Below are 12,339 nucleotides of genomic sequence, written 5' to 3'. Positions count from 1 at the left end.
AACCAGATCGAGTAGCACCAACGCCCGCCCTCGCTCGCGAGGGCGGGCGTTGTGCGTATCGAGATCGACCGGTGGACGTCGCCGCCTCCGCGACAGGCGGACCCATCAGGGCGTGATCGCCCGGACCCACTCCGCGAGCGTGGCCTGCACGCGCGCGGCGAGCTCGATGACCGGGTCCGAGGGGTCACCGCCGTCGAGGACCCGCAGCTCCCACGCGCCGTACCAGGAGACGTAGGCGCCCACCACGAGCAGCAGCAGGCCCGAGACCCGGGGCACCCACTGCCCGCCGCGGCGGATGCCCGAGATGAGCCCGCGTCGCGCGAGCGCCACGGCCACGGCCGCCGCCCCGACGAGCAGCCCCATGCCGGCGCTGTAGGCGAGGAAGAGCGAAGCTCCCTCGGCGGTGGAGCCGCTGCGGAAGCTGGCCACGACGAGCGCCAGGAACGGCGCGATCGAGCAGGTGAGGCTCGCGGCGGCGTACGACATGCCGAAGCCCACCATGGTCGGCACGCTCCGGGTCAGGGGCTTCCCGCCCGAGCCCCCACGAGTCAGCTGCAGGCGGGGCAGCTCGCGCCCGAGCAGCAGCCAGAGGCCCGCGAGCGCGACCAGCGCGCCGAAGACCGTGGTGAACCACGGGAGGTACTGCTGGGCCTGGGAGGCCACCGGTGAGATGACGAGGCCGAAGACACCGAAGACGGCCACGAACCCGATCGTCATGCAGGCGGTCAGCCAGAGCGCCCGGGCGACGGCACGGCCCGAGCCCGGGCTGTCGTCGCCGAGGACCAGCACGGACAGGTAGGCCGGCAGCAGCGCGAAGCCGCACGGGTTGACCGCTGCGAGCATCCCCGCCGCCACGGCGAGGGCCAGGGTGTCGCCCACGGGTCGGTCTGCCGCTCAGCCCAGCAGGGCGTCGACCTCGGCGCCGAGGTCGTCCGAGCCGCCGTAGCCGGCCTCGAAGACGACCTTGCCGTCGGCATCGAGCACGACGAAGGAGGACTGCTCGGCGACCCCGAAGCGCGTCCACAGCTCCCCGTCGACGTCCTCGAGGTGGGTCACGCCCTCCGCGTCACCGGCGAAGTCCGCGATCGCCTCCGCGCTGTCGAGCGAGCCGATCCCGACCACGCCCACCCGGTCGCCGTAGGTCTGGGCGAGGTCCTGCACCTGCGGGATCTGGCTGCGGCACGTCGGGCACCACGGCGCCCAGAACCACAGGACCGTGGGCGAGCCGGCCAGGCTCGCGCCGTCGAAGGGGTCGCCCCCCACGGTGGTGGCGGTGAAGTCGAGCAGCTCCGGGGTGCCGGCCGCACCCTCGCCGGCGTCCGCGGGCTCTTCGGACGGCTCCGCGGAGGCGTCGTCGGAGGTGGCCGCAGAGGGCTCGTCGGAGGCGGAGGACGTCGTCGGCGAGGTGGCCGTCGTGGCCGGGTCGTCGCCGCACGCCCCGAGCAGCAGGAGGAGGGGGACGGCGGTCGCGACCACGAGGCGTCTCATGCGTTCCAGCATGACAGCGGCGGCCCAGCCACGGACGCCCGCGATGCTTACGAGAGCCTTACGCCGGGCTCTGCCGCGAGGTTGTGACCCGCCTGCGAGAATTCCGGTGTGACCACCCCCTCCTCGCGTCCCACCTCCGCCGACGTCCTCGTCGTCGGTGCCGGCCCCTCCGGCTCGGCCGCGGCGGCGTGGGCCGCGCGCGCCGGGCTCGACGTCGTGCTGGTGGACGCCGCCACCTTCCCGCGCGACAAGACCTGCGGCGACGGGCTGACGCCCCGCGCGATCGGCGAGATGCAGAAGCTCGGCCTCGAGGACTGGCTGCGCTCCCACACGGTCAACCACGGCCTGCGCGCGCACGGCTTCGGCCAGACGCTGCTGCTGCCCTGGCCGGGCGGCTCGCTGCCGGACTGGGGCTCGGCCGTCGCGCGCACCGAGCTCGACGACCACCTCCGCACGGTGGCCATCAAGAGCGGCGCCTTCGCCGTCGACGGCGCCCGCGCGGTCGGCGTACGCCGTGACGGCGAGCGCGTCGCGGCCATCGAGCTCCGCGACGCCGAGGGCACCTTCGAGATCGCCTGCGAGTGGCTGGTGGTCGCCGACGGCGTGCGCTCGCCGCTCGGCAAGATGCTGGGGCGCGAGTGGCACCGCGACACCGTCTACGCCGTGGCCGGGCGCTCCTACGTCGACTCCGCGATGTCCGACGACCCGTGGATCAGCTCCCACCTCGAGCTGCGCGACGAGCAGGGCGAGCTGGTCTCGGGCTACGGCTGGATCTTCCCCCTCGGCGACGGCACGGTGAACCTCGGCGCCGGCACCCTCGCCACGAGCCGCCGACCGGCCGAGGTGGCGATCAAGCCCCTGATGCAGACCTACGCCGACACCATCGGAGCGGACTTCGGGCTGTCCGGTGAGCTGCGGGCGCCGACCTCGGCGCTGCTGCCGATGGGTGGTGCGGTGAGCAACGTCGCGGGACCCAACTGGGCACTGATCGGCGACGCCGCAGCCTGCGTCAACCCGCTCAACGGCGAGGGCATCGACTACGGCCTCGAGACCGGCCGGTTCGTCGCCGAGCACATCGCCGGCGGTGTCGGGCTGGGGGAGGCGTGGCGCGCGACGCTCGTGGAGCACTACGGCGAGGCCTTCTCGATCGCGCGTCGGCTGGCCGGGGTCGCCACGCAGCCCAAGGTGGTGGCCGCGCTCGGTCCCGCCGGGATGCGCTCGGACTGGCTGATGACCCTGGCGTTGCGCTGGATGGGCAACCTGGTCGACGACGCCGACCGCGACCGGGCCGCGCGCGTGTGGCGCTGGGCCGGCAAGCGGTCGTTCGCCCGCGACGCGCGTCCGCCGTTCTCGTGAGCGAGCGCGTCCCGGTCGGCTCGCGCCGGCCGATCCGCGCGGCGTGCCGCGACGAACGACGGGCATGAGCGAGCACGTCTACCGCGCCACCAACCTCCTCGGTGGTGCTGCGCTGCGCGCGTTCGGCATCCGCACCGTGGCGACCGGTGTCGAGCACCTGCCGACGAGCGGGCCGGTGCTGCTCGCCGCCACCCACGTCAGCTACCCCGACTTCCTGATGATCGGCCAGGCGGTGCGCGAGCGGCAGCGCTTCGTCCGCTTCATGTGCCGCCACGACGTGTGGCACCTGCCGGTGGTGCGCGCCGCGATGGACCGGATGCGCCACGTCCCGGTCGACCGGGAGGCACCGGCGGGGGCGTACGTCACCGCGCGCCGGCTGCTGCGCGAGGGCGAGGCGGTCTGCGCCTTCCCGGAGGCGGGGATCTCCTACTCCTACACCGTCCGCTCCCTCATGCGCGGCGTCGCCAGCCTGGCGCGCGAGACCGGCGTCCCGGTCGTCCCGGTCGCGCTGTGGGGATCGCAGCGAGTGTGGTCCGTCGGCGTGCCCGACGAGCGGGGCAAGGAGCCGCGACCGTGCCTGGCGCGCGGACGCCGCGTCGACGTCGACTTCGGTGTGCCCCTGACGATCGGCGCGCGCGACGACCTCACCGACTGGACCCGTCACCTCGGTGCGGTGCTCACCGACCAGCTCGAGGCGCTCCAGCGCCGACCCCACCACCTGCCGCGCCCGGGTGAGCACGCTCCGTGGCACCCTGCGCACCTCGGCGGGCACGCTCCGACGCGCGCGCAGGCCGCCCACCTCGACGTGGTGCCCCGCTCGGCGATCAGCCCGACCTGGGGCCCGACCTCATCCTGAGGGTGTCGGCTTGGAGTCCTGGCGGGTTGTCGGCTCGTCGCGGCGGCGGGAGAGGCGCTTCTCCAGGGTCCCGGCCGGGTTGGTGAGCGGCTCCAGCACCCGGCGCACGGGCGGGCTGGCCAGCAGGAGTGAGAGGCCGACCGCGCCGACCATCGTCACGACGAGTCCGAGGGCGGGGTTGGCGGCGGTGAAGTCGGGCCACCCGAGGGCAAGGAACGTCTTGATCACGAAGCCGTGGAAGAGGTAGATCACCAACGACGCGGTGCCCATCGTGGTGAACCACCCGAGCGAGCGACGGGGTATGAGTGATATCGCAGCGAACGTGCCGAGCAGCCCCACCATCATCACCGTCAGCCGGGTCTGGAAGACGATCTCGTTGTCGATCGGGATCTCGGCGTAGCCGGTGTCGTACCAGAGCAGCGCGGTGTCGGACCAGATGTCGGTGTAGACGGCCATGACGCCGATGCCGATCAGGGTCGGCACCGCCGCGACCCGCACCCACACGTCGTCGAGGCGGTGCAGGTGGCGCGGCTTGAGGTGGAGGCCCAGCACGAAGAACGGCAGCAGGCCCAGGAAGCGCGGGATCATCAGGGTGTCGTCGTTCCACAGCCCGCCGAGCAGGCTGACGACCACCGACAGCGGCAGGAAGAGCCAGTGCCGCTTGAGGATCGGGGTGATCAGCCGCCACATGAGCAGGACGATGAGGTACCACATCGTCCAGTGCGGGATCAGCCACAGCGGGTACTCGACGCCCTCGCCGGCCACCTCGCGGCGGTAGTAGAACAGCGCCGGCTCGAAGAGGAGGTAGGGGATCGCGAGGGTGTAGACGAGGCTCTTGAGCCGACGGCGGTCCCACTCGAAGGACTTGGAGAGGTAGCCGCTGACGAAGACGAAGGCCGGGATGTGCCAGAGGTAGATGAAGTCGTAGACCCAGTGGCTGCCCGCGCTCTCCTCCACGAGGCCGATCGCGTGCCCCACGACGACGAGGGTGACGAGCACCATCTTGACGTTGTCGAGCCACGGATCACGGGACGGGGGAGCCACCCGCACACGCTACTTCACTAGGTTGGACCCATGGCATCCCTGCCGAGGCGACAGCGGGTGGCGGCGTACGCCGTCATCCTCCGCGAGCGCGCCGGTGCGGTCGAGATCCTGCTCAGCCGGCTCGCGCCCAAGGTGTCGCGCACCGAGATGTGGACCCTGCCCGGCGGCGGCGTCGACCACGGCGAGGACCCCCGGGCGGCCCTGCTGCGCGAGATCCAGGAGGAGACCGGGCTCGACGCCACCGTCGGCGAAACCGCCCGCGTCTACAGCGTCCACATGCCCCGCGCGGCCCGTGACGGCCTGCTCGTGGACGCCCACGCGATCCGCATCGTCTACGACGCCTGGGTGCGCACGGACGCCCCGGCGCCGCGGGTCGTCGAGGTGGACGGCTCCACCGTCGAGGCCGCATGGCACCGGGTCGAGGACGTCGCGTCGGGTGCGGTGCCGGTGGCCGCGCAGGTGACCGACGCTCTCGTCGACCACCAGCCGCACCGGCTGCAGCGGGTCGCGGCGTACGCCGTGGTGCTGCGCGGTCGCGACGTGCTGCTGACCCGGCTGTCGGCGCGGGCCGCGCACCCCGGGCTGTGGACCCTCCCGGGCGGCGGCGTCGACCACGGCGAGCGACCGGCGGTGGCGCTGGCGCGCGAGGTCGAGGAGGAGTGCGGCCTGGCCTGCGAGGTCGGTGACCTGCTCGGCGTGCACGACACCCACTTCTCCGGGCACGCCCCGTCCGGGCGGATCGAGGACTACCACGGCATCCACCTGCTCTTCACCGCCACGGTCGGGGACGGCGAGCCGCGCGTCATGGAGGTCGACGGCACGACCGACGAGGTCGCCTGGGTCGACCGCGCGGACGTCGAGTCCGGCCGGGTGCCGGTGCTCGACGTGGTGACGCACGCGCTGCGCCTGGCCTGACGCCGCGGACCTAGGATGGGGCCATGAACCCACGCCACCGCCGACTCGTCATCCCGGTGGCGCTGGGGGCCCTCATCCTCATCGTCGTCCTCGCCGCGGTCCTGTGAGCGACCGGCAGGCCGCGTCACCCGAGTGGGACCGCCTGCGGGCGACCGTGCTCGACGCCGACTCGCTGGTGCGCGCCCTGGCCAGCGGCCGCCGCAAGGGCGGGCCTGCACCAGTGGTGCAGGGGCGTGAGGTGCGCCGCGTGGAGGTCCGCGTCGTGGACCTCAAGGCGGGTCGCCGCCTGCAGGTGACGGCGTACGACGCGACGCAGGCGCACACCACCAACCACGCGCTCGGTGAGGACGCCCGGGCCGTCGTCGACGCGCTGCTGGCCGAGCCGTTCGCCAACTGGCACGTCGACACCGTCGACGCCACCCACCAGCTCCGCGTGACGAAGAAGGGCGCGCCGCTGCTCCACACGGCGGCGCGCCGCGAGGCGGTCGAGGTCTCGCGCGACCACGACCGGGCCAAGGACCGGCTGCTCGCGGAGGACGACCCCGTCCTCGTGGCCCTCGGGATCAGCGACGCACAGGGCCGGGTGAAGCCGACGCGACAGGCGAAGTACCGCCAGGTCGAGGAGTTCGTGCGCCTGCTCGACGCCAGCCTCGGCGAGGCGCTGGAGCAGGGGCACGTGCGCACGCCGACGCTGGACGACCCGCTGCGCATCGTCGACCTCGGCTGCGGCAACGCCTACCTCACCTTCGCCGCCCACCGGTTCCTCACCGCCCCGGTCGCCGAGGGCGGCCGCGGCCTGCCGGTGCGGATGACCGGCGTCGACGTGAAGCAGCAGTCGGCCGACCACAACACCCAGGTGGCCGCCGGGCTCGGGATCGAGGCCGACTTCGTGGTGGGCTCGATCGGCGAGGCGCGACTGGAGCAGGCACCCGACGTCGTGCTGGCGCTGCACGCCTGCGACACCGCCACCGACGACGCGCTGGCCCGGGCGGTGGACTGGGAAGCCTCCCTGGTGCTTGCGGCGCCGTGCTGCCACCACGACATCGCCAGCCAGCTGCGGACCGCGGAGGCGCCCGCGCCCTACGCGATGCTCACCCGCCACGGCATCCTCCGCGAGCGCTTCGCCGACACCCTCACCGACGCCCTGCGGGCCTCGCTGCTGCGCCGCGAGGGCTACCGCGTCGACGTGGTGGAGTTCGTCGAGAGCGCCCACACCCCGCGCAACACCCTGCTCCGCGCGGTGCGCACCGGCGCCCGCGGCGCAGGCGCGGTCGAGGAGTACGACGAGCTGCTCGCCGCGTGGGGCGTACGTCCCCGGCTCGGCGAGCTGCTCGGCGGTGGCCTCAGCCGGTGAAGAGCGCCGAGGCGCGCACCAGCGTCTGCCACAGCCCGTAGGCCAGCGGGACGCCGACCAGGAGCCACGCCAGCGCGACGAGGACGGGGCTGGTGGGGGAGCTCTGCGAGGTGCTCATCGGTTGGCCTCCTGGCGGTCGGCGACGCGCTCGTCGTGCGCGGCGTGGGCGTCGGTGTCGAAGTGGGACTCAGCGACCGGGCGGATCATCAGGTTGGCGATGAAGCCGACCGCCAGCACGCCCACCATGGTCAGCAGCGCCGGGCGGTAGTCCGAGGCGACCAGGTTGCCGGGCTCGCCGATCCGGTCGAGGATGCCGTTCACGATGAGCGGGCCGGCGACGCCGGCCGCGGCCCACGCCGTCAGCAGGCGGCCGTGGATGGCGCCCACCTCGAGGGTGCCGAAGAGGTCCTTGAGGTAGGCCGGCACCGTCGCGAACCCGCCGCCGTAGTAGGAGATGATCACGGCCGCGAGGGCGACGAAGACCAGCGGCGAGACGCTGCCGAACAGCGCGAGCAGCAGGTAGAGGACGAGGCCGACGCCGAGGTACATGACGTACGTCGGCTTGCGACCGATGCGGTCCGACAGGCTCGACCAGACGAAGCGCCCCAGCATGTTGGCCAGCGACAGCACGCCGACGAAGCCGCCGGCCGCGGCCGCGGTGACGGTGCTGCCCTCGGCGTCGCGGAAGAAGTCCTGGATCATCGGGGCGGCCTGCTCGAGGATGCCGATGCCGGCGGTGACGTTGCAGAAGAGCACGACCCACAGGAACCAGAACTGGGGGGTGCGGATCGCCGACGAGGCGCGCACCAGGGCGCCGTTGGTGCCGGGCGAGTGCTCGGCGGTGCTGTCGTCGCCGTGGCCCGGGGGGACGCGGACGAGCGCGGCGCCGACGAGCATGAACGCGGTGTAGACGATGCCGAGGGTCAGGAAGGTCTGCGCGAGCGCCGACCCGGAGGCGACCGCACCCGGCTCGGTGGCCACGAAGCCGGGGTCGTAGAGGCTCATCAGGCGGTTGGACAGCGGGGAGGCGATCAGCGCGCCGCCGCCGAAGCCCTGATCGCCATGCCGGTCGCGAGGCCGGGACGGTCGGGGAACCACTTGATCAGCGTGGACACCGGCGAGATGTAGCCGATGCCCAGGCCGATGCCGCCGATCACGCCGTAGCCGAGGTAGAGCAGCCAGAGCTGTCCGCTCGCGATGCCGGCCGAGCCGACGACGAAGCCGGTGCCCCAGCACAGGGCGGCGACGAGCATCGCCTTGCGCGGGCCGGAGCGCTCCACCCAGGTGCCGAGCAGCGCGGCCGACAGCCCGAGCATCACGATCGAGATCGAGAACACCCAGCCGATCGCGGTGAGGCTGGTGTCGAACGAGGCGACCAGCGAGTTCTTGAAGACCGAGAACGCGTAGACCTGCCCGATGGAGAGGTGGACCGCGAGCGCGGCCGGCGGGATCAGCCAGCGGCTGTAGCCCGGGTGCGCGACGATCGCCTTCTTGTCGAGGACCGACGTGGAACTCCCCTTCCCGAGAGTGACCAGCCACGGTACGGAGAGGTGGTTGAGATGTCACCTACCCGTAGGGGCGTGACGACGAGCGGGTCGTCCGGGCACGACGAGCGGTCGCGGCGAGGGGTCCCGGCTACGGTGGGGGTGTGGTGGAGGCGCGTCGACTGGGGCTGGCGTGCCTCGTGGCACTCCCGTTCCTGGTGGGTGCCGCCAGCGGCAGCGCTGCCGAACGGGACGAGGCCTTCGTCCTCCGCGATCCCGACATCGTCGAGTCGAGCGGCCTCATGGTGGCGGACGGGCTCGTCGTCACCACCAACGACTCCGGCGACAGCGGGCGGGTCTTCGCCGTCGATCCCGCGACCGGCGACACGGTGGGCACCACGTCCTGGTCCCCGGCGCCCGAGGACGTCGAGGCGCTGGCGCCGGCCGGTGCCGGCCACGTCTGGGTGGGCGACATCGGCGACAACCGCCGCGCCCGCGACTCGGTGCAGGTGCTGCGTGTGCCGGTCGGTCGCGAGGACGCGACCGTGGTCCCGGAGGCCTACGAGCTGGTCTACCCCGACGGCGCGCAGGACGCCGAGGCGCTCCTGGCCCACCCGCTGACCGGCCGGCTCCTCGTGGTCACCAAGGGCGTCTTCTCCGGCACGGCGTACGCCGCTCCGCTGCGGCTGCGGTCCGACCGGCCCAACCGCCTCGTCGAGGTCGGCCGGGCGCCGGGCATCGTCACCGACGCGACGTTCCTCCCCGGCGGTGGCGGCGTGGTCATGCGGACCTACGGCAGTGCCCACCTCGCGGCGTACCCGTCGTGGCAGCCCGTCGCGTCGTGGGACCTGCCGCCCCAGGACCAGGGCGAGGGCGTCGCGCTCGCAGGACGCGAGCTGCTGCTGAGCACCGAGGGTGCGGCCTCGCAGGTGCTGCGGGTCCCGCTCCCAGTCGCGGCCGGCGTCACCGACCTGCGCTCACCGGCGTGGACGGCCTTGCGCTGGCTCGCGACCGCCCGCGGGCTGCCCGTCACCGCTGGTTGAGGGACCTCAGGCCAGCGCGGCGTCCAGCGCGGCCTGCACGTGCAGGGTCGTGCAGGGGAAGACCGGGAGCTCGACGTCCGCCTGCTTGACCAGGAGCTCGAGCTCGGTGCAGCCGAGCAGCACGCCACCGGCGCCGGCGTCCCACAGCTCCTCGATGATCGACACGACGCGGGCCCGGGTGCGGGGCAGGACGACACCGTGCACGAGCTCCTCGTAGATGGCGTCGTTGAGGAAGTCGTGGTGGGCGGCGTCGGGCACGACCACGGACAGGCCGTGACCGGCGAGCCGGTCGACGAAGAAGGACTCCTGCATCGCGACCTTCGTGCCGATGAGCCCGACGGTCTCGATGCCGGCGGCGCGGACCGCGGCCGCGACCACGTCGGCGAGGTGCAGCACGGGGATGTCGACGGCCTCCTCGACCTGCTCAGCGACCTTGTGGAAGGTCGTGGTGCACAGGAGGAGGAAGTCGGCGCCACCGCGCTCGACCGCGCGCGCGGCGTCGGCCAGCAGCGTGCCGACCTGGTCCCAGCGTTCGTCGTCCTCGAGGTGGGTCACCTCGGCGAAGTCGACGGTGGTGAGCACGAGCTTCGGCGAGGAGAGCCCGCCCAGTCGGTCCCGCATCCCGAGGTTGAGGTCGCGGTAGTAGACCGCGCTGCTCTCCCAGCTCATGCCGCCGACGAGTCCGATGGTCTTCACGCGCGGAAGTCTGCCATCTACTCGGACCGGTGCACCTTGTGTGCCGCTGCTTGGGCGCGCGGCTTGATCACCAGCTCGTCGATGTCGACGTGGGACGGACGGGTGGCGACCCAGGCGATGGCGTCGGCGACGTCCTCGGCGAGCAGCGGCTGGTCGACCCCGGCGTAGACCGCGTCCGCCCTGGCCTGGTCGCCGCCGAAGCGCTTGAGCGAGAACTCGTCGGTCTGCACCATCCCGGGCGCGACCTCGCACACCCGGATCGGCTCGCCGTTGAGCTCGAGGCGCAGCGTCTCGGTCACGACCTTCACGCCGTGCTTCGCAGCGGTGTAGCCACCACCGCCCTCGTACGCCCAGCGCCCGGCGGTGGAGCCGACGTTGACGACGACCGCGTCCCCGCTCGCACGCAGGGCGGGCAGCAGCGCCTGCGTGACGCGCACCAGGCCGAGGACGTTGACGTCGTACATCCAGCGCCAGGCGTCGAGGTCGGCCTCGTCCACCCGGTCGACACCCACGGCCCCGCCGGCGTTGTTGACCAGCACGTGGCACACCGGCACGGCAGCGGCCAGCGCCTCGACGGAGGCGGCGTCGGTGATGTCGCAGGTGATCGCCTCGCCTCCGATCTCCGCGGCCAGCGCCTCGATCCGATCGGTGCGTCGCGCCGCGCAGACGACCCGGAAGCCCTGCGCGGCGAGGGCGCGGGCGGTGGCTGCGCCGATGCCGCTCGAGGCGCCGGTGACGACGGCGGTGCGGGGCTGAGGGGTGCTGTCATCGCTCATGCCGCCCATCCTGCCAAGATCCTGTGCTGCCAAGATATCGGCGTGATCATCGCGGCGGCAGACGGTTCGGCACTCGGCAACCCCGGCCCCGCCGGGTGGGCGTGGTACGTCGACGACGGCTGCTGGGCCTCCGGCGGCTGGCCCCACGGCACCAACAACATGGGCGAGCTGATGGCGGTGCTCGACCTCCTCCAGCAGACCGCGCACCTCGACGAGCCGCTGCTCGTCTACTGCGACAGCAAGTACGTCATCGACTCGATCACCAAGTGGATGAAGAACTGGAAGCGCAAGGGCTGGAAGAAGAGCGACGGCAAGCCCGTGATGAACGTCGAGCTGATGAAGGCGCTCGACGAGGCGATGCAGGGCCGCCGGGTGCAGTTCGAGTGGGTCAAGGGCCATGCCGGCCACCCGCTCAACGAGGCCGCGGACAAGCGGGCCAACGCCGCCGCCACCGCCCACCAGCGCGGCGCCGAGCCCGACCCCGGCCCGGGCTTCGCCGGCAGCAGCACCTCGCACCCGGCCGCCGCGGTCGGCCAGGTCGAGGAGGAGCCCGACCTCTTCTCCGACCTCGAGGACGCGGCCCCCACCGAGGAGGAGCACGTCGTCGCCATGGAGCGCGACCTGCTCACCGACGACGTGCGCGCGGACCGCGCCGCGGTCGCTGCGCTGCTGCACCCCGAGTGGCGCGAGGTCGGTCGCTCGGGCCGCCTGTGGACCCGCGAGGACTTCCTCGACGAGATCGGCCCGATCGCCCCGGTCGCGCTCGAGGTGGTCTCCGTCGACCGCATCGGCCCGGACGCGATCCTGCTGCTGTGGCGCGCCTTCGCGGACGGTCGCTCGACCCTGCGCAGCTCGCTGTGGGTGCGCGACGGAGGCACCTGGCGGCAGCGCTTCCACCAGGGGACCGACGAGCCGTGAGCGGCGAGCGGCCACCCGCGTTCTGGCACACTCCCCGGATGGCCCCAGCGAAGCTCGCCGCACCCCTCGCACTGGCCGGGGGACTCCTCTGGATCCTCCACGCGCTGATCGGCGGCGGCAGCGACCCGTTCGCCGCCGTCCTCCACTTCCTCGGCCTGGCGTGCGTGCTGGCCGCCGCCGGACTCTTCGGCTCCGGGCTCGTGAAGAGCGACGCGGTGGGGATGCGGGTCCTGGTGGGCCTGGCGAGCGCCCTGCTCGCGCTGTCGGTCGTCGAGGCGTTCCGACCACCGGACAGTGCGTGGTACGACGGCGGCTGGGGGATCGTGGCCGCGCTGCTCGGCGGCATCGCGCTGGTGCGGCGCCGCGGCAGCGGGCGTACGTCGGGTGGCGCCCACTCCCGCTGAGGCAC

Annotated in this window: 15 protein-coding genes; 7 read left to right on the top strand and 8 right to left on the bottom strand. The window is 73.1% G+C overall.

The window, feature by feature from the left end:
- Positions 1-105: 105 nt before the first annotated feature.
- Positions 106-879 carry a cytochrome c biogenesis CcdA family protein gene (locus tag IRX98_RS00900; RefSeq protein ID WP_224273209.1) on the bottom strand — a complete coding sequence of 258 codons (774 nt, stop codon included), beginning with the start codon at positions 877-879 and terminating at the stop codon, positions 106-108.
- A 15-nt stretch (positions 880-894) separates the two neighbouring features.
- Positions 895-1,488: a TlpA family protein disulfide reductase gene (locus IRX98_RS00895; protein ID WP_224273208.1), complete on the bottom strand. Its 594-nt coding sequence runs from the start codon at positions 1,486-1,488 to the stop codon at positions 895-897.
- 108 nt (positions 1,489-1,596) lie between these two features.
- On the opposite strand from IRX98_RS00895, the gene IRX98_RS00890 reads away from it, so the two are divergent.
- Positions 1,597-2,844: a geranylgeranyl reductase family protein gene (locus tag IRX98_RS00890; RefSeq protein WP_224273207.1), complete on the top strand. Its 1,248-nt coding sequence runs from the start codon at positions 1,597-1,599 to the stop codon at positions 2,842-2,844.
- Positions 2,845-2,908: 64 nt separating this feature from the next.
- The gene (locus IRX98_RS00885) at positions 2,909-3,700 is read left to right on the top strand and encodes a lysophospholipid acyltransferase family protein (protein ID WP_224273206.1); all 792 of its coding nucleotides are present in this window, start codon (positions 2,909-2,911) and stop codon (positions 3,698-3,700) included.
- Here IRX98_RS00885 and IRX98_RS00880 read toward each other — a convergent pair.
- Entirely contained in the window at positions 3,692-4,744 is a 1,053-nt protein-coding gene (locus IRX98_RS00880) for an acyltransferase family protein (RefSeq protein WP_224273205.1), read from the bottom strand. The genes IRX98_RS00885 and IRX98_RS00880 overlap by 9 nt on opposite strands.
- A 30-nt stretch (positions 4,745-4,774) precedes the next feature.
- On the opposite strand from IRX98_RS00880, the gene IRX98_RS00875 reads away from it, so the two are divergent.
- Positions 4,775-5,659: an NUDIX hydrolase gene (locus tag IRX98_RS00875; protein ID WP_224273204.1), complete on the top strand. Its 885-nt coding sequence runs from the start codon at positions 4,775-4,777 to the stop codon at positions 5,657-5,659.
- A 103-nt stretch (positions 5,660-5,762) separates the two neighbouring features.
- A complete protein-coding gene (locus IRX98_RS00870; RefSeq protein WP_224273203.1) occupies positions 5,763-7,013 on the top strand; it encodes a class I SAM-dependent methyltransferase in 1,251 nt (416 codons plus the stop codon).
- Here the strand turns inward: IRX98_RS00870 and IRX98_RS22935 are convergent.
- Genes IRX98_RS22935 through IRX98_RS22930 form a run of 3 tightly spaced genes read right to left on the bottom strand, consistent with a single transcriptional unit; the run spans position 7,003 to position 8,392 of the window.
- Positions 7,003-7,131: an MFS transporter small subunit gene (locus tag IRX98_RS22935; RefSeq protein WP_268928586.1), complete on the bottom strand. Its 129-nt coding sequence runs from the start codon at positions 7,129-7,131 to the stop codon at positions 7,003-7,005. The two genes, IRX98_RS00870 and IRX98_RS22935, sit on opposite strands and share 11 nt — an antisense overlap.
- Positions 7,128-8,111: an MFS transporter gene (locus tag IRX98_RS00865; protein WP_308044381.1), complete on the bottom strand. Its 984-nt coding sequence runs from the start codon at positions 8,109-8,111 to the stop codon at positions 7,128-7,130. The genes IRX98_RS22935 and IRX98_RS00865 overlap by 4 nt, the downstream gene beginning before the upstream one ends.
- Positions 8,045-8,392, bottom strand: a complete 348-nt coding sequence (locus tag IRX98_RS22930; protein WP_268928604.1) for an MFS transporter — start codon at positions 8,390-8,392, stop codon at positions 8,045-8,047. The genes IRX98_RS00865 and IRX98_RS22930 overlap by 67 nt, the downstream gene beginning before the upstream one ends.
- A 305-nt stretch (positions 8,393-8,697) precedes the next feature.
- Between IRX98_RS22930 and IRX98_RS00860 the strand changes: the two genes are divergently transcribed.
- A complete protein-coding gene (locus IRX98_RS00860) occupies positions 8,698-9,540 on the top strand; it encodes a hypothetical protein (RefSeq protein WP_224273202.1) in 843 nt (280 codons plus the stop codon).
- Positions 9,541-9,546: 6 nt separating this feature from the next.
- On the opposite strand, the gene IRX98_RS00855 is transcribed toward IRX98_RS00860, so the two are convergent.
- Positions 9,547-10,236, bottom strand: coding sequence for an aspartate/glutamate racemase family protein (locus IRX98_RS00855; RefSeq protein ID WP_224273201.1), 690 nt, complete (start codon positions 10,234-10,236; stop codon positions 9,547-9,549).
- A gap of 17 nt (positions 10,237-10,253) precedes the next feature.
- Positions 10,254-11,012, bottom strand: a complete 759-nt coding sequence (locus IRX98_RS00850; RefSeq protein ID WP_224273200.1) for an SDR family NAD(P)-dependent oxidoreductase — start codon at positions 11,010-11,012, stop codon at positions 10,254-10,256.
- A 42-nt stretch (positions 11,013-11,054) separates the two neighbouring features.
- Here IRX98_RS00850 and IRX98_RS00845 point away from each other — a divergent pair, with 42 nt between their 5' ends.
- Together IRX98_RS00845 and IRX98_RS00840 are read left to right on the top strand one after the other, a co-directional pair.
- On the top strand, positions 11,055-11,930 hold the full coding sequence (locus tag IRX98_RS00845) for a ribonuclease HI family protein (RefSeq protein ID WP_224273199.1): 876 nt from the start codon (positions 11,055-11,057) through the stop codon (positions 11,928-11,930).
- Between the two features lie 38 nt (positions 11,931-11,968).
- Positions 11,969-12,334, top strand: coding sequence for a hypothetical protein (locus IRX98_RS00840; RefSeq protein ID WP_224273198.1), 366 nt, complete (start codon positions 11,969-11,971; stop codon positions 12,332-12,334).
- Positions 12,335-12,339: the final 5 nt, after the last annotated feature.

It is taken from the genome of Nocardioides lacusdianchii (genome assembly GCF_020102855.1).
In the GTDB taxonomy this organism is placed as follows: Bacteria; Actinomycetota; Actinomycetes; order Propionibacteriales; family Nocardioidaceae; genus Nocardioides; species Nocardioides lacusdianchii.
This window is presented reverse-complemented; position numbering and strand designations above follow the sequence as displayed.

Excerpts from the sequence above, each read along its gene's own strand:
- IRX98_RS00895 (WP_224273208.1), bottom strand. The coding sequence starts at position 1,488 with ATGAGACGCCTCGTGGTCGCGACCGCCGTCCCCCTCCTCCTGCTGCTC.
- IRX98_RS00885 (WP_224273206.1), top strand. The coding sequence starts at position 2,909 with ATGAGCGAGCACGTCTACCGCGCCACCAACCTCCTCGGTGGTGCTGCG.
- IRX98_RS00875 (WP_224273204.1), top strand. The coding sequence starts at position 4,775 with ATGGCATCCCTGCCGAGGCGACAGCGGGTGGCGGCGTACGCCGTCATC.
- IRX98_RS22935 (WP_268928586.1), bottom strand. The coding sequence starts at position 7,131 with ATGAGCACCTCGCAGAGCTCCCCCACCAGCCCCGTCCTCGTCGCGCTG.
- IRX98_RS00850 (WP_224273200.1), bottom strand. The coding sequence starts at position 11,012 with ATGAGCGATGACAGCACCCCTCAGCCCCGCACCGCCGTCGTCACCGGC.
- IRX98_RS00840 (WP_224273198.1), top strand. The coding sequence starts at position 11,969 with ATGGCCCCAGCGAAGCTCGCCGCACCCCTCGCACTGGCCGGGGGACTC.